At 36.7% G+C, this 22,741-nt stretch carries 16 protein-coding genes and 1 pseudogene; 7 read left to right on the forward strand and 10 right to left on the reverse strand.

The annotated features are described in order from the left end of the window. Positions 1-248: 248 nt before the first annotated feature. The 3 genes from H8B04_RS15445 to H8B04_RS15455 are packed head-to-tail and all read left to right on the forward strand — an operon-like array spanning position 249 to position 4,572. A complete protein-coding gene (locus tag H8B04_RS15445; RefSeq protein ID WP_190302918.1) occupies positions 249-2,708 on the forward strand; it encodes a DUF5686 family protein in 2,460 nt (819 codons plus the stop codon). A 22-nt stretch (positions 2,709-2,730) separates the two neighbouring features. Beyond that, positions 2,731-3,492, forward strand: a complete 762-nt coding sequence (locus H8B04_RS15450; RefSeq protein ID WP_317170672.1) for an enoyl-CoA hydratase-related protein — start codon at positions 2,731-2,733, stop codon at positions 3,490-3,492. 33 nt (positions 3,493-3,525) lie between these two features. Further along, on the forward strand, positions 3,526-4,572 hold the full coding sequence (locus H8B04_RS15455; protein ID WP_165292271.1) for an AI-2E family transporter: 1,047 nt from the start codon (positions 3,526-3,528) through the stop codon (positions 4,570-4,572). On the opposite strand, the gene H8B04_RS15460 is transcribed toward H8B04_RS15455, so the two are convergent. Next, positions 4,573-5,211 carry a 4'-phosphopantetheinyl transferase family protein gene (locus tag H8B04_RS15460; RefSeq protein WP_165292270.1) on the reverse strand — a complete coding sequence of 213 codons (639 nt, stop codon included), beginning with the start codon at positions 5,209-5,211 and terminating at the stop codon, positions 4,573-4,575. 123 nt (positions 5,212-5,334) lie between these two features. On the opposite strand from H8B04_RS15460, the gene dcd reads away from it, so the two are divergent. Further along, the gene (gene dcd / locus H8B04_RS15465) at positions 5,335-5,871 is read left to right on the forward strand and encodes a dCTP deaminase (protein ID WP_165292274.1); all 537 of its coding nucleotides are present in this window, start codon (positions 5,335-5,337) and stop codon (positions 5,869-5,871) included. Between the two features lie 74 nt (positions 5,872-5,945). Here the strand turns inward: dcd and H8B04_RS15470 are convergent, their stop codons facing one another. The 9 genes from H8B04_RS15470 to xseA form a co-directional block, all read right to left on the reverse strand. Beyond that, entirely contained in the window at positions 5,946-6,389 is a 444-nt protein-coding gene (locus tag H8B04_RS15470) for an RrF2 family transcriptional regulator (RefSeq protein WP_165292269.1), read from the reverse strand. Positions 6,390-6,430: 41 nt separating this feature from the next. Further along, entirely contained in the window at positions 6,431-8,071 is a 1,641-nt protein-coding gene (gene pafA, locus H8B04_RS15475) for an alkaline phosphatase PafA (protein WP_165292268.1), read from the reverse strand. A gap of 30 nt (positions 8,072-8,101) precedes the next feature. Beyond that, on the reverse strand, positions 8,102-10,897 hold the full coding sequence (gene uvrA / locus H8B04_RS15480; RefSeq protein ID WP_190302920.1) for an excinuclease ABC subunit UvrA: 2,796 nt from the start codon (positions 10,895-10,897) through the stop codon (positions 8,102-8,104). A gap of 135 nt (positions 10,898-11,032) precedes the next feature. Further along, positions 11,033-12,151, reverse strand: coding sequence for a cytochrome-c peroxidase (locus H8B04_RS15485; RefSeq protein WP_190302921.1), 1,119 nt, complete (start codon positions 12,149-12,151; stop codon positions 11,033-11,035). 9 nt (positions 12,152-12,160) lie between these two features. Continuing rightward, positions 12,161-13,684, reverse strand: a complete 1,524-nt coding sequence (locus H8B04_RS15490) for a DUF6850 family outer membrane beta-barrel protein (RefSeq protein WP_190302922.1) — start codon at positions 13,682-13,684, stop codon at positions 12,161-12,163. Positions 13,685-13,691: 7 nt separating this feature from the next. Beyond that, positions 13,692-15,059 carry a DUF4876 domain-containing protein gene (locus tag H8B04_RS15495; RefSeq protein WP_190302923.1) on the reverse strand — a complete coding sequence of 456 codons (1,368 nt, stop codon included), beginning with the start codon at positions 15,057-15,059 and terminating at the stop codon, positions 13,692-13,694. 3 nt (positions 15,060-15,062) lie between these two features. After that, positions 15,063-17,840, reverse strand: coding sequence for a TonB-dependent receptor (locus H8B04_RS15500; protein ID WP_190302924.1), 2,778 nt, complete (start codon positions 17,838-17,840; stop codon positions 15,063-15,065). A gap of 105 nt (positions 17,841-17,945) precedes the next feature. Next, positions 17,946-18,176 carry an exodeoxyribonuclease VII small subunit gene (gene xseB, locus H8B04_RS15505; RefSeq protein ID WP_190302925.1) on the reverse strand — a complete coding sequence of 77 codons (231 nt, stop codon included), beginning with the start codon at positions 18,174-18,176 and terminating at the stop codon, positions 17,946-17,948. A gap of 2 nt (positions 18,177-18,178) precedes the next feature. Continuing rightward, the gene (gene xseA, locus H8B04_RS15510; protein WP_190302926.1) at positions 18,179-19,438 is read right to left on the reverse strand and encodes an exodeoxyribonuclease VII large subunit; all 1,260 of its coding nucleotides are present in this window, start codon (positions 19,436-19,438) and stop codon (positions 18,179-18,181) included. A gap of 115 nt (positions 19,439-19,553) precedes the next feature. Here xseA and H8B04_RS15515 point away from each other — a divergent pair, with 115 nt between their 5' ends. From H8B04_RS15515 to H8B04_RS17575, 3 genes and pseudogenes are all read left to right on the forward strand, one after another. Then, a complete protein-coding gene (locus tag H8B04_RS15515; protein ID WP_190302927.1) occupies positions 19,554-21,290 on the forward strand; it encodes a serine hydrolase domain-containing protein in 1,737 nt (578 codons plus the stop codon). Further along, positions 21,290-22,450 carry a dipeptidase gene (locus H8B04_RS15520; protein WP_165292259.1) on the forward strand — a complete coding sequence of 387 codons (1,161 nt, stop codon included), beginning with the start codon at positions 21,290-21,292 and terminating at the stop codon, positions 22,448-22,450. Before H8B04_RS15515 ends, H8B04_RS15520 begins: the two co-directional genes overlap by 1 nt. A 166-nt stretch (positions 22,451-22,616) precedes the next feature. Continuing rightward, positions 22,617-22,741, forward strand: a pseudogene (locus H8B04_RS17575) (IS982 family transposase); the annotation flags it as partial.

Raw genomic sequence — 22,741 nt, forward strand, 5'->3', positions numbered from 1 at the left:
AAGGATTAAAAATAATATCGTCAGGAACTGGCGATTACACGGGCGGAGACTCAAATAAGACTTTGGCAACAAAGCACAAGTCTGTGAAGCCCGAAGCCCATTTGTCTTTAGCAAATGGGTAGTTCACTAGATTAATTTTGAACTTTAGACACAAATTGTATCTTTATGATTGACCTCAAATACTTATGGAAAGAGTGCCGAATTATCTGATACGATCCTTATATACCTTGCTAATCTTTGTATTTTCAGTGCTGAATCTACAAGGTCAAATACGTATTAAAGGTAAGGTTGTCGATGCAACAACCAAAGAGGCTATAACCACCGCTAGCATAAAATGCGAGGAAAACAACACGGGTGCTTCTACTGACAAATCAGGGAATTTTCAACTACTCATTCAAAAGCAAACGAGTGAAATTTTTGTATCCGCTTTGGGATACCATGATAAGCGGGTTAAGATAGATTCTGGAGTTGCCTATGTAGAAATTGCTTTAGAACATACCAATTTCCAAATAGAGGCAGTAGAAGTAAATCGGAAGAAAAAGTATAATAATCGAAATCCAGCCACTGAACTGATTGAATTGGTTATAAAAAATAGAAGTCTTAACAAGTTAGAAAAAAAAGATAGCTTGTATTATGAGGAGTATGAAAAGCTCAAATTTGGTTTATTAGATCCAAAAAGAATTTTCAAAAAAAGTGATAAAGATTTAGCGTTTTTCTATTCGAATGTGGATAGCGGAGTTGTCGATGACAAAGAGGCATTAAGCATCTTTATGTTTGAATCTATATCAGACAATTATGTGCAACAAAATCCAGCGCGAACAAAAAAAATTATTAAAGCTGAGGAAAAAACAGAATTTGATTCCAGATATATCAACAACGCCAATATTGAATCTTTCATGGGCTATATGTTTCAGCCTATTGATATTTACGAAGAAAGTGTCTATTTCATCAATAAGCAATTCCTAAGTCCTATTGCGAGTAATGCTAAAATGTACTATAAGTACTATGTGAAGGATACCATCCGTACCGCTCAGGATATTTATGTACGTCTGCAATTTGAACCACGTAATCCTACCGACCTGTTGTTCAAGGGAGAGTTAGCGATCTCAATGGATGGTCGATATGCTGTAAAATCAGCCACTTTGCAATTGGACGAAAAGGCGAATGTTAGTTGGGTAAATGACTTAAGATTACGATTGTCGTATTATAAAGATGCTTCAGGTGTCATGCTACAGGACACTACTGATATTACAGTTTTATTTGGTCGTAAAACACGGGACGCGCTCTTTGGGCGTCGTACGAGTGTAAATAGAAAGTATGATTTGAGTAATATTCCTCCAGGAAATGTTTTCTCTGGAGCGCCTATAGAGAAGAGGTTGTCTCCTACATTTACTTTACAAGGCAATAGACCTGTAGAGCTGTCGGCAAGTGAACAGAACACGTACACGAATATGGATAGCCTAAATAATATATCTTCTGTCCGTACAATAATGGCACTGGGCTATTTGGTGTCTCAAGGTTATTATTCATTAGGCAAAGTGGAATTGGGTCCTTTAGAATATCTGTATCATCAAAATGAAGTAGAAGGTAATAGAATTCGTATAGGAGGGCGTACTACAGCAGCATTTTCCGAAAAAGTTTATCTTGAAGGATATATGGCATATGGTCTTGCAGATCGAGAATTTAAGTATAATTTGCGAACAGCGATTTCTTTAAATGGTAAACCCGTTACTACATTTCCTGCGCATTATGTGGAAGCATTAGTACAGCACGATATTTTTGAGCCTGGAAAAGGCTTAGGATTTTTGAAGGGCGATAGTTTTTTCAGAAGTTTTAGATCGAATCGTCCAACCAAATTTTTAAATACAGATGCATATCGATTAGGTCATCTGATAGAATTTGGCAATCATATCAGTTTATCATCTCAAATGACGGTGCAACGAAGAAATCCGATTGGAAATTTGCAATTTGCACTTTCTGCGGATTCTACCCAATTCTTAAATACAATCAACACAAGTGATCTTCAATTCGCCTTGCGATGGGCACCAAACGAAAAATTCTATTACCGTAATCTTACACGAAACACCATTATAGAACGATATCCAGTTTTTACTTTACAGTATAATAAAGGCCTAAAGGAATTTTTGGGAGGAGATTATAACTACGATGCATTACGTTTCTCGGTGTCCAAGAGATTATTCTTAAATCAACTGGGCTTTGGTGATGTAACAGTTTCTGCAGGCAAGATTTGGGGTACATTGCCTTATCCTTTGTTAGAAATGCCAAATATCCAAGAGATAAAGGATAGACATAGTATCTCGTATGAACGCGTCAATTCAATGGAATTTGTGGCGGACCAATTCCTTAAATTCTCATATAATCATAAATTGAATGGATTTTTACTCAATAAGATTCCTTTGGTGAAGAAATTGAAATGGAGAGAATTATTTGGAGCTCGAATGTTTTGGGGAGATTTATCCGCTAAGAACAATCCATATTTGAGTAAGGATGTGGTTTATTTTGACAAGGATGATGAGGGCAAGATCATGACCAATGTGATGGGCAAAGAGCCGTATTGGGAAGGTTATGTCGGGTTGGATAATATTTTCCGTGTATTACGCGTTCAATATTATGTACGCATGACGTACAATGAGATCAAAGAGCCAATAAAAGATAGATTTAGATTCTCACTACACTTTAGTTTTTAAGCATATGTCTATTTATCAAAATTTGCTGTTAGAACAGCAAGGCAAAACAGCTATTATAACCATCAATAGAGAAGAAAAGCTCAATGCCTTGAACGGCAAAACGCTTGCGGAACTTTCAGCAGTATTAGACGAAGTATCCCAAGAATCTAGTATTCGAGGAGTCATCATTACAGGTAAGGGTGAAAAAGCTTTTGTGGCTGGTGCGGATATAAAAGAATTTGTTTCGCTGAACGCCTCTCAAGCAAGTGAGTTGTCACGTGTGTGGCATGAAAAGGTGATGGACAAAATTCAGTCGTTTTCAAAACCTGTCATTGCTGCAATCAATGGATTTGCCCTTGGTGGCGGCTTAGAAGTAGCGATGTCTTGTCATATTCGAGTAGCGGTTTCTTCCTCAAAATTGGGTTTACCAGAAGTCTCTTTAGGAATTATTCCTGGCTATGGTGGTACACAGCGTTTGACTCAATTGGTAGGACGTGGAAAAGCGTTGGAAATGATTATGACGGGAGATATGATTGAGGCTAATGATGGGCTTCAATGGGGATTGATAAATCATGTAGTAGAGTCACACACCGATCTTTTACCCAAGGCTATTTCCCTTCTAGAACGCACGTATTCTCGTTCTGCGACAGGAATTGCTGCAGCCATTGAGGCTGTTAATGTAGGGATTCAAAATCCAGAAAAAGGTTTTGAAAAAGAAATTGAATTGTTTGGAAAGTGCTTCGAGTCGGATGATATGAAAGAAGGGGTCGCAGCATTTTTAGAAAAGCGCAAACCAAACTTTTAATCGTTTGTTGTTATTCATAAAGTCTTTTTCTCTATGAATAACCCAGTATTCTCGCAAAAAGAACGCAATATCATTATTTTGATTATCGTTCTGGTTTTAGGCGGTATTCTTTTGTATGCCATGAAAGGTATTTATGGTGCTTTCCTGGGTACATTCGTGATGTATGCCCTATTCCGTAATCTTAATATTTTCTTAATAGAAAAATGGCGCTGGCCTAGACCCTTGTCTTCGGTTTTCATCATTATTCTTTCCCTATTCATTATCGTTCTTCCATTTATAGGGATAGGAGCTATGCTTGTAAACAAAGCTATGGAACTTAAAAATAACCCAGAATGGGTAACTCGACTCATTGATGCGATTAATAATTTTGTCGGTGATTTGCTAGGCAAACCTGATGTTATTAAGGAGCAATTGGAGTCTAGTGCAGCTTACTTGGGAGGGCTATTGACTTTAGTTTTAGGTGGAGCTGCAAATGTCTTTTTGGAAGTCTCCGTTATGTATTTTATCTTATATTTTCTTTTTATCAATTATAAAGGCTTTGAAAATAGCTTCGTCCATTATATGCCTTTCGATGAAGAAAATGCGGTAGCTTTTGGTGAAGAGTTGAAGAATATTACCTATTCCAATATCATAGGGCAGACGTTTATCGCTATAGTGCAGGGGGGCTGTTTGGCTCTAGGATTTTGGATTTTTGGAGCTAGCGATGGATTTTTCTGGGGAGTTATTTGTGCTATCTTGTCGTTTATTCCGCTATTAGGTCCGCCACTAATCTTTGTTCCTGCTGCGGTAATTCTTATTTCTCAAGGAATGACATGGCAAGGCGTGGGCTTATTGCTTTGGGGCTTTGGGTTGGTTATTAACATTGATAATGTATTACGTTTGGTTATAGCGAAGAAAGTAGGGGATATTCACCCGATTATAACCGTAGTGGGTGTGGTTATTGGTATTCCGCTATTTGGTTTGATGGGGTTAGTTTATGGGCCATTATTGCTGTCTTATTTTCTGATTGCTGTGAAGATATATAAAGCAAACAAGCGTCTCGCGTTGAAAAAACAGATGCTAGAAGAAAGTTTGGAATAGTTATTCTACAGCGTAGCCTAACATATAATTTTGGAATTCTTCGTAATATACTTGATAGGTATTTGTAAGACCATCTTTTCTTAAATCCAACGTCATTACCCCTTGCGGCTTATAGTTAAATGGTTTGATGGTCATATCTTCCAAAAAGGAAACACCTTTGTTGCCTTGCAGTTTGTAAACAGCTTCTTTGGCGCACCAGCACGCATACAGCTGTAGGACATCTTGCTCTGGCTGGATAAATTCTAATTCCTCAGGTTTGAGGAATTTTTCTTTGATGCGTACTACTTTGTCCATTACTAATTCCAAATCCATTCCACATTCGCCTTTGGTGCTCAGCATTACACCTGCATATTCGTAAGAATGTGTTAACGATATTTTATAGGGAAAATCGGGCAAATAAGGTTTTCCATTCGTATCCGAAGGACAATTGATATAGTTGTCTGTTTGCAAAAGATAACGTAAGAGTACGCGTGTAGCAAGCCAGTGCAGCGTACGTTTGCCCTTACTCAGTTGGCGTAGTTTGTCTTGTTCGTTATCGTCTAATTGAAGTTTGCTCAACAATTCCTCGGTCGATTCTTCAATTTTCCAAATAGCAAATTTGGTTTCTTGGTTTAATTCTCTGAGATAAACTAGCGCCATAACCAAATGTACAAATATTGCCCATAAAAAATCGCATCTATCAATCTTTTGATTTGGTTGACTACGTTGAATACTGTATTTTTGAAACCTATTTGGTTTATTGCCAATGTAATATTAATCCGTATGATTTTATCCGATAAAAGAATTCTCGAAGAAATAGATAAAGGTAGCATCGTCATCGAGCCGTTTGACAGAAAATGCCTAGGTACCAATTCGTATGATGTGCACTTGGGCAAGTACTTAGCTACATATAAAGATGCGGTGTTGGATGCGAAAAAGCATAATGAGATTCAACATTTTGAGATTCCAGCTGAAGGATATGTATTGGAGCCAGGTAAATTGTATTTGGGTGTTACACTTGAATATACAGAAACGCACGGTCATGTTCCTTTTTTAGAAGGTAAATCAAGTACTGGCCGTTTGGGTATTGATATTCATGCCACAGCAGGAAAAGGTGACGTAGGTTTTTGCAATACGTGGACATTAGAAATTTCGGTTGCACAGCCTGTGCGTGTATATGCAGGTATGCCTATCGGGCAGTTGATATATTTTGTAGTAGAAGGTGATATAGAAACGCTATACAATAGTAAAGGCAATGCAAAATACAATAACAAAACCATTCGCCCTGTAGAAAGTATGATGTGGAAGAATGCATTTTAAAGCGAAAAACTACTGATAAAAAGGACGCCCTTGAAAATAATTTGCAAGGGCGTCCTTTTTTTATTATGAAAGTTTTAGCTTTCTAAGCTAAAACCTAGTTCTGCTTCTTTATTGATTAGAGAGGCAATACTTGTATCGTTTAAGATTTGCAACATAGCGTTTCGTACATCTACAAAAGTATCACGAATGCCACACGCGTGTTCTTCGGTACATTCGTCACACGAACGGTAGAAATTCAAACTTACGCAGGGTAATAATGCAATAGGTCCATCTATAAGACGCATAATCTGCGACAAGAAGATGTCTTCGGGAGCTTTATTCAAGCTATAACCACCGCCAGCGCCTTTTTTAGAATAAAGAATACCCGCGTTTCTCATTTCTAATAAGATTTGTTCAAGAAACTTTTTAGGAATACGTTCTTCCTCGGCAATTTTGATGATCTGCATAGGTTCTTTCCCGTAGTTTCTTCCCAAAACCATTAATGCTTTAATGGCGTATTTTGTCTTTTTAGAAATCATAAGTATGGATTTTAACTCTCAAAAATACAAAATTTTATTGTTTATTGCCCTAAGACTTCCACAATTGGTTTACCAATAGAACCATTTGGTTCCATGACATGCAATAAAGAAGCTAATGTAGGTGCAATATCAATACTGTATACTTCTTTGTTGCTCACACCAGGTTTGATGCCCCAGCCCATAAACAATAAAGGAATATGTGAGTCGTAAGAAGACCATACACCATGTGTCGTACCCGTGCCGCGTGGTGTACCCGAATACCATTGTGGTTCGGCAATAATCTGAATGGGACCAGAGTTTTTGCGATTATAACCATTAATGATTTTTTCGCGGATAGGAGCAGGGATAAACATATTATCGGCATTTTCCATATCGACGACGTAGGCAATGCCTTCTTGTTTTTTCAAATTTTTGATGATTGTCTTTTTGATAGCCTCAGCATCCAAACTTAAAGAATCAATCAATTTGTTGTTTAGATGAACTTGGTAGTTCATTAAGCTTTTTACAAGATTTTTGTGACCAAATTTTTCAGTTAATTCCGCATCAATTTCTTTTTGAATTTGGCGTAAGAATAAATAACCTCCATTACCTTTTTGATCTGTATAATATAATGGATTGTATGATGCAGCATGATCTGAGGTTAAGAAGAATGTATAGTTTCCTTCACCTACTGTTTTATCCAAATATTTTAAGAAATCGGCGATATCTCTATCCAAACGCAGGTAAGTATCTTCGATTTCTACTGCCGAAAGGGAATAGCGGTGTCCCACATAATCCGTTGCGGAAAGACTTACACAAAGGAAATCCGTATTATTTGTAGGATTATTCCCAAGCTTTTCACTTTCAATAGCCGCTTTCGCGAAGTCTAATGTAAAAGTGTTGCCTTGAGGTGTGGTTTTAATCAGTTCTAATCCCGCATCTTTCATCAACTCAGATGTCTTACGCGGAAATGTAGGAGATTTTTCTCCAGCCCATTTACCTTCGTAGATATTATCATCCGCAATACTATTGGCATAAGTTTCTATGGGGTAAAGCGTATTCCAATCTTGTTTTAAATATTTTTCAGCGAGTTTTTGTTTATTGAATTTGTTGACCCATTCTGGCAAATTGTTCATGTAGAATGTGCTGGTAATCCAATTGCCTGATTTTGCTTCAAACCAATAAGCCCCGTCTGCGAAATGGCCAGCCGGAAGAATTCCGCCTCTGTCTTTGATGGCAACACCTATGACTTTACTTTGGAAATTTGTCGCCAATTTGAGTTGGTCAGTGATAGTAGAAGCCAAAAGATTGCGTGGAGATTGTTTGCCTTCTTTTTCTTTTGAACCTACTGGTTCTACATTGTCATCTTGGGTACAATACATACCTTGTCCAGTAGATTGAATAATCCAATCGTTACCAGCAATACCATGGATGGAGGGAACGGAGCCTGTATATACCGAACTGTGTCCTATTGCTGTATATGTAGGAATATAAGGAATCAGCGTATTTTCACAAGAAAAACCTTCTTTTAGTATTCTTTTGAAACCTTCATCACTATAGCGGTCAGCAAAACGATACAGATAATCCCAACGCATTTGGTCTATCATTAGCCCGACTACGAGCTTTGGTCTTTCTACTTGTGCAAAAGTCCAATTTGAGCAAGTGATGAGCGCAATAAGAACGGCAAATATTTTATTTTTCATACTTATAAAATTGTATTTTAAAAGTTAAGGTTATTTGAGGTGACTTTGCAAATATTGACCTGTAAAACTTTCCTTACATTTTGCTAAATCCTCTGGAACTCCCGTGAAAACCACATTTCCTCCGCGCTGTCCGCCTTCTGGACCAATATCAATCACCCAGTCTGCAGACTTGATCATATCCATATTATGTTCGATTACCAAAATACTATTCCCCAAAGCAATTAAATCATTGAAAGAGCGTAAAAGTTTTTTGATATCGTGGAAGTGGAGTCCTGTCGTCGGCTCATCAAAAATAAAAAGGGTCTTTTTGCTGTTGTTACCTTTTATTAAGAAAGAAGCCAATTTGATACGTTGCGCTTCACCACCAGAAAGAGTACTTGAAGATTGACCTAATTTCACATAGCCTAACCCAACATCTTGTAATGGTTTAAGTTTATTCAAGATTTTAGGTTGGTCCACAAAAAATTCCAGCGCTTCATCCACACTTAAATCCAGAATATCCGAAACGGATTTTTCTTTGTAAGTCACATCCAAAACGTGCGGTTTAAAACGCTTTCCGCCACAGGCCTCACAAGGCAAAACGATATCTGCCATGAACTGCATTTCGATTTTAACTTCACCATCCCCTTGACATACATCACAGCGACCTCCTTCTACATTAAAGGAGAAAGCAGCTGGCTTTAGGCCGTTTGCTTTGGCTGCGGGCAAGCCAGAATATAATGTGCGAATTTCATCCCAAGCTTTGACATAAGTCACAGGGTTTGAGCGAGAAGAACGACCAATTGGATTTTGGTCAACCAATTCCACTTGTTCGATTTGTGAAATATCACCATCTAATGCATCAAATTGGCCTGTTTGTTCACCAGAATAATTTCCCATTGTTTTTTGTAAAGCGGGATATAAAACACGTTTTACTAAAGAGGTTTTTCCTGATCCTGAAACACCAGTTACCACGGTGAAAACATTTAAAGGGAAGTCAACCGTAATATTGCGTAAGTTATTCTCTCTCGCGCCTTTAACGGTTATTTTATCTGACCATTTGCGACGCGAAGTAGGCACATCTATTTTTAGATCCCCACTTAGGTATTGACCTGTTAGGGAATTCTTGTCTTTTATAATTTCTTGATAATTTCCCGCAAATACCATTTGTCCGCCATTGATTCCTGCCTCAGGACCAATATCTATCAAATAATCTGCAGCTTCCATCATTTCTTGTTCGTGTTCGACAACGATTACCGTGTTGCCGATATCACGAAGCGATTTTAACACGCCAATAAGACGGTTGGTATCTTTGGGGTGAAGACCGATACTTGGCTCATCTAAGACATAGATGGAGCCTACTAACGAACTACCAAGCGAGGTCGCTAGATTGATACGTTGAGATTCCCCTCCTGATAAGGTATTGCTCAAGCGATTTAAGGTCAAATAACTCAAGCCTACATCGCACAAAAACTGGATACGGTTAGTTATTTCTGTGAGAAGACGTTTGGCAATTATCTGTTCATTAGTGTCTAACTCAAGATTTTTGAAAAAATCTACTAATTGATCTATTGGTAATAATACCAATTCGAGAATAGACTTTCCAGCTATTTTGACATAAGCAGCATCTTTACGCAACCGTGTACCCTTGCATTCAGGACAGTCCGTCTTACCGCGATAGCGCGAAAGCATAACACGGTATTGAATTTTATAAGTTTGTTCTTCGAGCTCAGTAAAAAAGTCATTTAATCCGCGGAAATATTTATTTCCCGTCCATAATAATTCTTGCTGAGCTGGTGTCAAATCTGCATAAGCACGATGAATTGGGAAATCGAATTTAATCGCTTTACTTACCAGAACATCTAGCCATTGTCCCATTTTCTCTCCACGCCAAGGAGCAATCGCTCCATCGTATACAGATTTACTCTTGTCAGGAACTACTAAATCCGGGTCAATGCCAATGATTTTACCGTAGCCTTCACAGCGTTTACAGGCACCATAAGGGTTGTTGAAACTGAAAAAGTTTGGTGAAGGTTCTTCGAAGCTGATACCATCTAATTCGAATCTTTCGGAATAATGGTGAATTTCTCCATTTATATCCACAAAGCATTCGCCTTTACCTTCGAAATAGGCAGTCTGAATGGAATCAGCCAAACGTGAAGCTGTCTCATCTTCTCCATCCAAACGTATTCTATCGATTACAATACGTACATCACCTGTTTTAAATGTCTTATTGGAAATGGATTTATCTTCAATAATACTCTCAACCTTTTGAATGCTGTCTTCAAATTGTACGCGCACAAATCCTTTTTGCAATAACAAAGACAATTCTTCTTTTAGTTTGCGATTGTTTGCAATCAGCGGGCTGTAAATAGTTACTGTTGAATCTATCTCATGAGCCACGATTTGGCTCACGATGCTTGATACAGAATCTTTAGTTACAATATTTCCCGAAATAGGCGAGTAGGTCTTTCCTACACGAGCAAAAAGCAATTTTAAATAGTCGTAAATCTCTGTGGACGTTCCGACAGTGGATCGTGGATTGGAAGTAATAACCTTTTGTTCGATTGCAATCGCAGGTGCAATACCTTTGATGTAATCCACTTCAGGCTTATGCATACGTCCCATAAATTGTCGTGCGTAAGATGAAAGACTTTCCACATAGCGGCGTTGTCCTTCGGCATACAAGGTGTCAAAAGCTAAGGAAGATTTTCCAGAACCTGACATACCTGTGATTACGACCAATTTATTTTTAGGAATCTCAACGTCAATGTTTTTCAGGTTATTGACACGAGCGCCTTTAATTAAGATGTATGATTTGGGATTAAAATCCTTGTTTTTTTGCATAACTGACAAAGTTAATCATTTCTAAGAAGTTGAAAGTTAAATCAAAGTAAATGATTGGATATATTTCCTATTAAAAGAAAAAAACCAGATGCTTACTTCGTTCATCTGGTTTTGGATATTTTTTGAGAATGTTATTTATCGCGGCAATGCTTCAGGTCTATTCATTCTATATTTTGTAGCTGTTGTTGCTTTCAAAAAGGCTGCAATAGCTTGAATCTCTTCTTTGTTCAAATCCAATTTTTTCAATAAAGGATCTGTTCTTGGGAACATTGGATCGGCATGCTGTTCTGCTGTTTTGGGATTATTCATTATCATGCCGCTATTGTACAAATTAAGTAATCCAATTATATCTTCGAATAATCCGTTGTGCATCCAAGGCGCTGTATTCATCACATCACGCAAAGAAGGCGTACGGAATTTCCCTACGTCGGCTGGATTTTTAGTGAATTCATAACGACCTAAATCTTCGTATTTTCTTTTGTAATACGTCAAGCCGATATTGTGAAAACTATCATCAGTAAGGAATTGGCCATTATGGCAATTCATACACCGTGCTTTTGTACGGAACAAATGCATTCCTTCAATTTCTTGATCCGTCATAGCCGTATATTTACCATCCAAGAACTCATCAAAACGGCTGCGACGACTCCATAAGGTGCGTTGAAATTCTGCTAAGGCTTTCATTACTTCTGGCATAGAAAAATCTTCATCACCAAAAGCTTCTTCAAATAGTTTGCGGTAGCCTGGAATAGCTTTTAATTTAGGAATAAGCTTTGTCAATTCCATATTCATCTCATGATGTGCTTCAATTGGGAATAAAGCTTGTTCTTCCAATGTTCTAGCTCTTCCATCCCAAAACATCGATTTACGGGCGTAAACATTCAACAATGATATGGTATTACGAGTGCCGACTGTGTGATCGTGTCCAATTGGCACGGTAAGATGATCTCCCCAAGAAGTTTGTGGATTGTGACAGGAGCTACAAGAAATCTGATTAGACGATGAAAGTATAGGATCAAAAAATAAGAGTTTTCCCAATCTAACTACAGGATGTTCCCAGCCTTTAAGAACAATAGTATCCATTTTTGGCAATGACTTGAATTCTTGCCATTGCACGCCACTGTCAATGGTAGGTTTGGGCCATTCGGAGATTGGTCGAGTGTAAAGTTCTCTCCACGATTCTTGTTTCTCATGCAAGAAAGCTGAGCAAAATACAACGATCAGAATAAGACCTAATGATGTTATTTTTTTCATAGTTCTACCTTATAAATAGAATTTTAGGCCAAGTTGGCTTTGCCACAAATTATATTTACCTTTTTGCAAAGATAGGGTGTTTTTATTAGTGTTTTCTAAAACGGATAAAATCTGATTTTTAGTAAATATCTCCATTCCTCTTAATTTCTTATTGGATGGAATGAAATAACTCAGATTTATATGCAGACCTAATGTATTCATATTAAAATAATCATAATCAGGATACACCGTAGAGGTAGTGAATACATTCACCTGTGTAGAAGGAACATTCAATGTGTTGGAAATTTTCCAAGTGTAGTTTGGAATCAACGTTGTTTCCAATTTATTTTTACCTAAATCCCAGATGTTGCAAAAATGTAAGTTTATATTCGCTTGCGAATATGAATGGTAGTGATCAGCAGCTGCATCCGTTTTTTCCATACTATTTATATTACCATCTAATCCTATATTCCATAAGTTTGAAGTATAGAAATAGCCCAATCCTAATTTATAATGCTCAGCAATGTAATTTGCTGAATTTAGGTTGTAATTGAAATCTACTCCTTTTTGATAATTAACTGTAAAATCAAGTAAATGATTTACATGTTCACTTTCTTTCAATTCCAATAAGGTTTGGTGATTAAAGTTTTTTAGAGTGAATTCGCTTCTTTTTTTGTAGCGCTGTCTCAACTTTTGATCATAAGTACTATTCGTAACTTTTTGCTCAATATTGGTTGAAGTATACATTTCAAATGACTGGTTTTTGATGCTGTAATTAAAATTAGCCCCAATATACTGGTCATATTTGCGCATGGTAGCAGTATCCTTTTGAGATATAAAACCAAATCCCTGATTTGTATAAAATATTCTGTCGGGATACAGCATACTGGTGTTATAATCTCTATTCTTGTACCCAATATTACTGTCTTCATCGCCATATCCATAAAGTATTCCGATAGAAGCTTGATGTCGCCCCAATTGCGCAGTAACAAAAGGATTAATTTTTATAGCTACCGACCCGACACTTGGTCTAGGGTCTACAGATCTCGTGGTCCAATGCGTGGCATAGTCAAAATTTATTCCAGGTTGGAATAAATTGTTAAATCCTGCATAACGGACTTGTACATTACCCTTGAAATTTTGACGCTCGTATTTGCCGGCTTTTTGTACAAAATAATAAAATGGTGAGATGTCATCGTCTACACCTTGAAGGGTGTTGGCTAAACTATCTTCCCATATTTTGTTGAATTTGAAATTCCCTGATATAATAAATTTATCAACTTGTGATAAACCATTCGCTTCAAAATCAATAATGCTTTGAGTATAAGCCGATTTGGCTCTTTTATAATCACCCTGCTTTTTTTTGAAAGAAAGTTCAGCTTCTCCTATATTATATTCATATTGTTGTAATCTTACAAGGCTAGGATTTTCAAATTGAAATGTCAATTTCTTATGATAGGATTTGTCCCAAAAGATAGAATCATTTGAACTCAATTGTTGTCCAAAGCATGAAAGACTTACAAATAAAATAACTATGGATAAGCTGAACTTCATAATATAATTAATCAATAAATGAACTTGCTGATTTTGAAGGATTAGCTTTTTCTAAATACCCAAAATCATTCTCCGAGTTGTTTGTATCTTTTAAGATACGTCGCCCGTTTACCGTTTTCAATGTTTTACGTACTAGAGATTGGCTCGAGTATTGTCCTCCTGGTACGAATGTACGTCCTGCATCCAATACATTTGGTAATCGTTTTGGAACGCGTGATGACGCAACAGGATGCTGAAACTCTACGGCGTCTATGATGACAGATGTCGGAATTTGTTTATACATTGCGGTAGTAGCTGTTATTTCCTTTTTGTCTGGTGTAGCAAATTCTTTAACGGTTTCCATAACGAAGTTTGTTCCTTTCGTGTCGGCTATAAAAATAGCATCTCTACCTAGTGCATTTAATACAAGATCATTTCCAGAAGATACATGAAGCACAACCATATTAGGTACATTAATATTATCTACATCTGTACGAAAGGGTGTATATGCACTTCCATCAGTTGGTCGTAAAAATTCAATCAGATTTACCTCAAATTCGGCTTGATTTAAGTTCACTGTCAATGCAGGATTTGTTACAGAAATGGGTACGGAAGTATTGGATTCATATGTATTCGTATGATCCACTGCAGTCGCCGCAATTATAAAACTCTCTCCTGGTTGCACCGGGTATTTTTTGCCTGTTCCATCACTTGGAATACGGAATAGGGTGTGAGCGTATATATAATCTTCATTTGCATCTTTGCCACTTTCTACTGTAATACCAACAGTTTTAGTCCAATCATATTGAAAGTTTGGCAAAGTATAGTCTGCTGCTGTGGTGTTATTTTTACCAATAACTTGGCCAAAGTAAAGACTATCAGCATACAATACTTGATTCGAGTTGTTATAAATTTCTACAAATACATCTCTTTGAACAGCCCCAGTAGAGGTATTTGAACCCACATAATAAATTTGTTTAAAAACCCAATCTCCAGTTTTTCCCGATTTCAATTCTAGGGTAATTGATTTATCTTCAAAAATTTCAACATTGTCGCTACTTATTGTAAAGTTGACATCATCTTCTACATAGTAACCTGCTAATTCCGTATACTTTTGACCTGTTACAACAAGTGTTGCGTTAATCGTGTAATTCCCTGGGGTAATACTTTCAAAATTCGCTTGTCCATTACTTGCTACAATAGCCTGATAAGTCGAACCATTAGTCTTATTTGTAATGTTTACTACAGTTCCTTCAGAGAGTATATTTAAATTTTCGTCACTTTTCACATTTATATCTACCGTAAACTTAACAGCGCGTGTTAGTTCTGGATCTTTCTGACATGCTGAAAAAATGGTTAAAAAGCATGCTGCAATTAATAATAATTTATTTTTCATATTTTAGAATTTAATATTTGTGCCAATTGTAAAGCTTGGTCTTCTATTATATTTTTTAATTATTTCTGTTCCTGAATTAGATATTCTAAAATGCTCAGGTCTTATATTGAATAGATTGTAAGCATTTAAGTTAATCCTGAATTTTTTGTTAATTTCCTTTGCAAGAGACATATTAATAATAGCGTAGACAAAAGGTAATTCTTCATCTAGTAAATCCGTCGAAGTCCGCTTTAGACTTAAAAATTGTTCATTTGTAAGCAGATTTTCATTTACCGTAAAATATCTTGATTCTGAATTGTAATATGCATAAGGGTAGATGGAATTAGTAGATTTATTACGCTCTTTCCAAAATACATCTGCACTGAAATTCACAATAAAACCAATTTTAGGTATATGTGTCGAACTGTTTATTTTTGACATAACTTGTAAATAACTCCCATGATCTGGCGAGTATTCTACGTATGTGACACTTGTTTTATCAGGTAAAATTATTCTGTTATTTTCCAATAAAATTCTAGTAGGTTGCGAACGTTGATTCGTGTTGTATTGAATATTGTTTATCAATGAAAAATTTGTTTTTATTGCTTTAATTGCATTAAAATTGAACATCCATTCCGCACCTATTGATGTTGATTTTGCGCCATTAGTCATTTCATAGCCATAGAAGTTGAAATAGTTATTCATTTTTCCAGATTCTTCGTATGTAATAATACCAGTGGTTTGATCAACAGTTGATGTGTAATCAGGCAGTGTATATTTATGTGGTTGGTTTACGGTTTCGAAACCATTCCAATTATTTTTGTAGTAGGTATAAAAAGAAGACCTCAATATTTTTCCGTGATATTGTACTCCGATTTCTGCCTGTGAGGACATAGAAGGTTTCAGATGATCATTATCTAGTGTTTTCTTGTCTGTATAAACTAAATATAGCGCTTTCGACAAATCACCCGCATAGATATTTAATAGCTCAATATCTATAAATACAGGCGCTGGATACATATGTGCTAGGGTAGGAGCTTTAGAAGATATACCAAATGATGCCGACGATGTCCATTTTTGATTCCAACGTAAGCTTGTGTTGATACGAGGTTGTAGAGTAAAATACCCATTTTGTAAATCACCTCTAAAGCCAATATTCGCCATATAGGATTTTTCCGAAATTTTGCCTGTAATACTATTTTCTATGTAAGCGCCCCAATTTTGTGCATTTGGTAATTGTTCAAAATCATATGCCCTCTCATTTCCTCCTCCATTCATTATCCAACGAGGCCTATCCGGATCGCTAATTATTCCTTTACCTCCATTATTAGATAAGTTGTAATTTAGGCCATAGGAGATGTGATGATATGTATTGCCTAGATTAAATTGAGCATAAGCATCAGCTTTTGCACTGAAAGAAATAGGTTTACCCACAATGACTTCCTCTGCTATATAATTACCATTGATAAAAAATCCTTCATAAATTCCTATAGTATCCTTAATAGCAATAGTTTGGAAGCCTCTATTTAAAATGTATTGTTTATATGAATATTGTTCTGAAGTAGAATAATTAAGATTAAGATTAATGGTATTCAAGAATCTATTTTGTGTCTGTAAAGAGGAACGATTAGATAGTGATATCCCTTTATTATAGAATTTAGACATTTGTTGCGCATCATCATCGGGATCAAACCGTCTATGGTCATTTCTGTAATTATAATCTGCGGAAAATGTGTTTTTTAAAATGTTGAAATAACGATTTGTCCAGATGATCGATTGATTTATTCTGTTAAATGATTTAATCTTATCTCGTGGATCCGCATTTGAATAGGTATAATTAGTGGATATATTTAAAGCACCAAGTTTTTTTGTAAGTAAAAACCCTTTGTTTAGAGAAGAGGAAACAGAGCCTCCGTTCAACTGTAAATTGAGGGCCCAAGGTGATTCGCCGGCTTGTCTATTGATGATTATCGCTCCATCAGTAATCTCTCCATATTTTGCGGAAGCTACTCCCTGTATTACTTCTATACTTTCTATATTATTTGCAGGAATCTCTCTTAAATCAATACCTTGATAGGCTACATCATAATTCCCAGCAGACTGTGTGCCACCCAGATAGGAGTCGGTGTAATTTACGCCCGAAAGTGTAGCGCTAGTTAACCCCCATCGGCTTGCAGACCTACTTTGCATATTAGCATCATTGTTAATGGTGATATCATCCATAATAATCGCAATCCCAAGTGAATTATTAAGATTGAAAATCCCATCAGCGCCAGAACCAAAGGATGAATTCCCACCACGTAAGGTTAGTGTGCTCAGTTTGTTTAGGTCTGGCGCAATAGTAGATTTGCCGGGTAAATTCATCAGTACATCTTGAATACTAAATGCTTGTGTAGCTTCTATTGTTTCCTTGTCAAAAAATATGGATGAATTACTGTTTTTTGTGTTTTGATATGATGGGGTGATGGACACTTCATCTAAAGTAAGACTGAGATCTTCTAATTTAATCTCTCTATAAATGGAAAAATCTCTTTTTTCAATCCTAACTTTTTGCGTTTTTTTGCCGACATGAAGCACAGTTAATGTAACCTCCTGCAAATTTGGAGATAATCTGAACAAGAACTCGCCGTCGCCGTTAGATGAAGTAACTTGTTGTCCATCATTCAAACGAATCGTTGTATATCCTAAAGGTTTATTGTTTGTGCCAATAATCTTCCCTTTAAGGGTAACAATCTGTGCAAAAGAAATATTAAATACGCCGACTAGTATTAGAGTTAACCAGAGGCAGATGCTGTTTTTCAACTTTTATTAAGATTAATTCTAAATTGCAAAGTAAAGCAAAAATTAATACTTAATAAAATAAATTTCAAATTATAAGTTATTAGAATGGTTGCCTTCTATATACTACTATTCCTCTTCGGTAAAAATATTCTGTTCTGTCTCAGTTGTAAGTTGATTAAGCAAGCGATCTACTTCTTCTTCTGAAGCGATAAGTTTGGCTGTGCATACTGCTATAAGTTCGGAAGCACGTTTGATTTTTTGAGCCAATTCATCTACGTTTACATCTCCAGCTTCAATGTCAGAAACGATTTGCTGAAGCTCATTAAATGCATCTATATAGGTGTAGTTTGATTCCATGATTAATTTTGTTTTGTAATAACTTGACTTTGAAGTTTGCCATCAAGCAAGAGCGTTTCCACTATATCCCCTTCTTGCACATCAGCAATCGACTGTACAGCTTTACCGTTGATTCGTGTAACAGAAAAACCTCTTTTCAACAATTGAGCGGGATCCGCCATTTTTATTAGACGGGTAATATTTTCCAAAGAACTGTATTGCTCTTTCAAAAAATGCTTACTAAAAAGTTGTAAACGTTGCGATAGAATGAGGACAATATGTTTTTCCTGTTGTAGCCTGTTTTTGCTTGACCAAGAAAGGGACTGTGCAAAACCTTGAAGCCTGGCTTTTTCTTGCTCAAATTTGTTTTTAGATAGAAAAATCAATCTTTCTTGCAACTGATCCAATGGAATGGAAAAGTTATGGAACTTTTGAATCAGAAAATCAGCGAGCTCACTGGGCGTAATGGCATTTTTGTGGGCTACCATTTCACTGACCGTTTCATTTGTAGAGTGCCCAATACCCGTCAAAACAGGAATTGGGAATATCGCAATTGCTTTTGCTAAATGATAATTATTATAAGAAGAAAGCCCTACCTCTCCACCGCCGCCACGAATGATAGCCACAGCGTCGTAAGATTCGGTTCGTTCCGCAATGACAGCTAGTTGTTTGATGATAGAAGGAATAGATTTATCACCTTGCAATAGAGCAGGATACAACGTGGTTTCGATCTTGTAACCCCACGGATTGTTATTGATGATTTTGAAGAAATCAGATAAACCTTTACTGGTCTCTACCGAAATAATAGCCAGCCTTTTGGGAATTAATGGAAAGGGAACTAATTTATTCGCATCAAAAAGTCCTTCTTGTTGGAGTTTGAGAATGCTTTCTTTCTTCTCACGTTCTAATTCTCCCAACACAAAGGTAGGATCAATATCCACGATACGTAGACTCAGTCCATGAAGCGGATCGTAAGAAATTCCTGCTTGGAAAAGAATGGTGATGCCATCACGGAGCGGTTCGTTGAGCAATTTAACAAAAGAACTGTTGATACGTTCGAAGTCCGATTTCCAAAGAATAGAACGAATTTCAGCAACTATTTTTCCATCTTTTTTCTCGACCAATTCGGGATAGCAATGTCCCGAATGTTTGTAATGATTTAACTTGTTCATTTCCGCTTTGATCCAATAAAGACTTTTATAGCGATCTGCTAAAGTACGCTGTATACTTTTGGTGACTTCCAAAAGCGAAAAGATAGTCTTATCATTAACTTTTTCTGGCATAATTCAAATATAAGTTAATTAAAATTCTGGATAAAACGAAATGAATATGTTACGGAGTTTAGTTGCGGTTTTGTGCGTTTTATTAGTACATTTACGTTAGAAACCATGCTATATAATGAAAATAAACTTCAAACTACCTAGCCTATTTTTATGTTTAGTGTTGATGTCTTCCGCTGTCCATGCACAGTACAAGCAGACTATCACCAACAAGACACAATTACTTTTCAATAAGAATAAAACAATACCTTTTGGTCGTCTGGATGAACTTAAGATAGCCGTTGCGGTCCCTAGCAAAGCAAAATACAGTACGTTTATAGAACAATTGGAGCGCTATGCGGATGTTACGGTTATAGATCTAAAACAGTTGAACGAACAAGGAAAATTGAGCAATACCATTATCGTAGCGGGTACGGCTTCCGAATTATCCATGACAAATGCTGCTTTATTAAATCAAGCTGTTTCCAATAATAAAAATGTCGTTGTCTGTAAATTCTTAGACAATGATTTAAGTAAAATTCAGAACACTTCTAAATTCGGTGGAAAAGTATCTGAATTGATATACCCTGAATTTTCTCAGGAAGCACAGCGCAATCTTGCGATGAGTGTATTTGGTGGTCTTGCTATTACAGAAGGAAATTCCAAATTGAAAACTGTTCAAACGCGTTTGCAGTATACAAATGGTCAAGGTTCAGGATTGAATGTGGCTAAGATGACTCAAAAAATTGATGCTATTGCAGCAGAAGCTATCGGTGAGCAAGCGACTCCGGGATTAGTGGTGATGGCAATCAAAAATGGTCAAGTGATTTTTGAGAAATCTTATGGTCACCATACCTATGAAGCAAAACAAAAAACATCTGTAAAGGATATTTTTGATTTAGCGTCTGTAAGTAAGATTGCAGGAACTACACCTGTGGTAATGCATTTGCAAGAAACTAATGCTATTAATCTCGATAGCACCATGGGACATTACCTTTGGGATGTAAGATCTACCAACAAAAAAGATATTAAATTAAGATCGGTGTTGCTGCATGAGGCTGGATTTACGCCATTTATTCCTTTTTATAAAAACTTAAAGCCTGGAGATGTACAACGTTTTCCTTCTGCGACACATCAGGTGCAGCTAGCGGACAGTGCTTATCTGAAAAACAATTACTATGAAGAGGTGATGTGGCCAGAGATGATGAAATCAGCGGTAAAACCTGTCGGTAACTATGTGTATTCGGATATTAGTATGTACGTCATGAAAGAAGTGGCAGAGCACATCACAAGTAAGCCAATGGAAGAATATGTGCAAGAATTGTTATATAGACCTATAGGTATGAAAACAGCAGGTTACAACCCACGTAAGCGTTTCGATAAATCTCGTATTGTTCCGACTGAGCATGACACTTCATTCCGCAAGGTATTGTTAGAAGGTTTTGTGCATGATCAAGGAGCTGCAATGGCAGGAGGAGTAGCGGGGCATGCTGGTTTATTTGCCTCGGCAAATGATTTGGCGATTTATGGACAGTTGTTGTTGAATAGAGGAGAGTATGGCGGTTCACGGTATTTCAAAGCTAATACGGTGGATATGTTTACATCGAACCAATCGAAAACAAGCCGTCGTGGTCTAGGTTTTGACCGTTTTGATCCTAACCCTAAAAACGAATATCCTTCCAAATTAGCAAATTCATCCGTGTATGGTCATACCGGCTATACGGGAACATGTATTTGGATAGATCCAAAACATCAGTTGATTTATATTTTCTTGTCAAACCGGGTGCATCCGCAAGTGTCGACGAAATTGCTGAATTTGAATATTCGCAGTAGAATCCAAGATGTTATTTACGAAACTATTAACGAAGCAAAATAATGAAAAAAGCGTTGATACTTAATTTCTTAGCGATGTTCTCTTTCGCATATATGGCTAAGGCGCAGGAAGATTATAAGAAAATACACAAGGATATATTAGTGGTAGATGGTCACAACGATGTGATTATTTCCAGTATTTTGGATGGGCACGACATAAGTAATAGGCTAACCACGGGGCATACGGATATTCCGCGTCTGATTGAAGGTGGGGTAGATGTTCAGGTTTTTGCGGTATGGTCAGATGATAAAAAGTGGAAAACAGATGCTTTCAAACATGCTAATGACCAAATTGATGCGTTAGAAAAAGTCATCAGGAAGAATAAAGATAAAATTGCAATAGCAAAAACCGTGGCTGAAATCTACAAATTGCAAAAGCAAAGAAAAATTGCTGCGGTAATCGGTATTGAAGGTGGTAATATGATCGAAGAAAGTGTAGAGAATCTGGAAGCTTTGCACAATCGGGGCGCCAAATACTTGACATTAACTTGGAACTATAACCTTTCCTGGGCAACAGCTGCTGCTGTAGAGGATGCTAAGCCAACAAATGAACAAAAAGGCTTATCCAAAAAGGGAAAAGAAATCATCCGTAAAATGAACCAGTTGGGCATGATGGTTGATCTTTCGCATGGTAGTAAAAAGTTATTTTATGATGTGTTAGCCGTTTCTACAAAACCGATATTGGTTTCACATAGCAATGCTGCTACGTTGACTCCACATTCAAGAAATCTAGATGATGCGCAATTGGCAGCCTTAAAGAAAAACAAGGGTGTAGTGGGTGTAAATTTCTATTCAGGATTCTTGGATACAGCTTTCGAATCTCGTATTCACCAATTGTATGATAACCATTTCGGAAAGCCTGCTGAAAATATGTCGGCTTCACGCAAATATTATAAACTTCCAAAGGAACTTCAATTTCAGGCGGATGCTAAGTTAGAAACTTTACTTGATCATATTGATTATTTAGTCAGCAAAGTCGGTATTGATCATGTAGCTGTGGGGTCGGATTATGACGGTATTGAATCTACTCCGCAATATTTAGAAGATGTTTCAAAATTCCCTTTATTGACCAAAGCATTATTAGAAAGAGGGTACACGAAAAAGGATATTGCGAAGATTATGGGACTTAATTTTATACGCATTATGAAAGAAAATGAAAAGTAAGAATTGCAAATAAATAAAGATTAGGCTATCGATAAGGTAGCCTTTTTTGTGTTCATTACGTTTATAACCTGAATTCGATTATCAATTCTATTTAAAATTGCAATCATGGTGGTAAATGTTTGTATTTAAGTATCTGAAATTCAAATATTTAACAATACACCAGGCCATGATTACATACGATAAAGTTACCGATATTTTCTGCATAGTTGATGAGTTTTGCAAGAACTTTGAAAAAAACACTAAAAACTTCATCATTGGGAAGGCTGCAAGACGACCAGCAACCATGTCAAA

The organism is Sphingobacterium litopenaei (assembly GCF_014692495.1).
GTDB classification, from domain to species: Bacteria; Bacteroidota; Bacteroidia; order Sphingobacteriales; family Sphingobacteriaceae; genus Sphingobacterium; species Sphingobacterium litopenaei.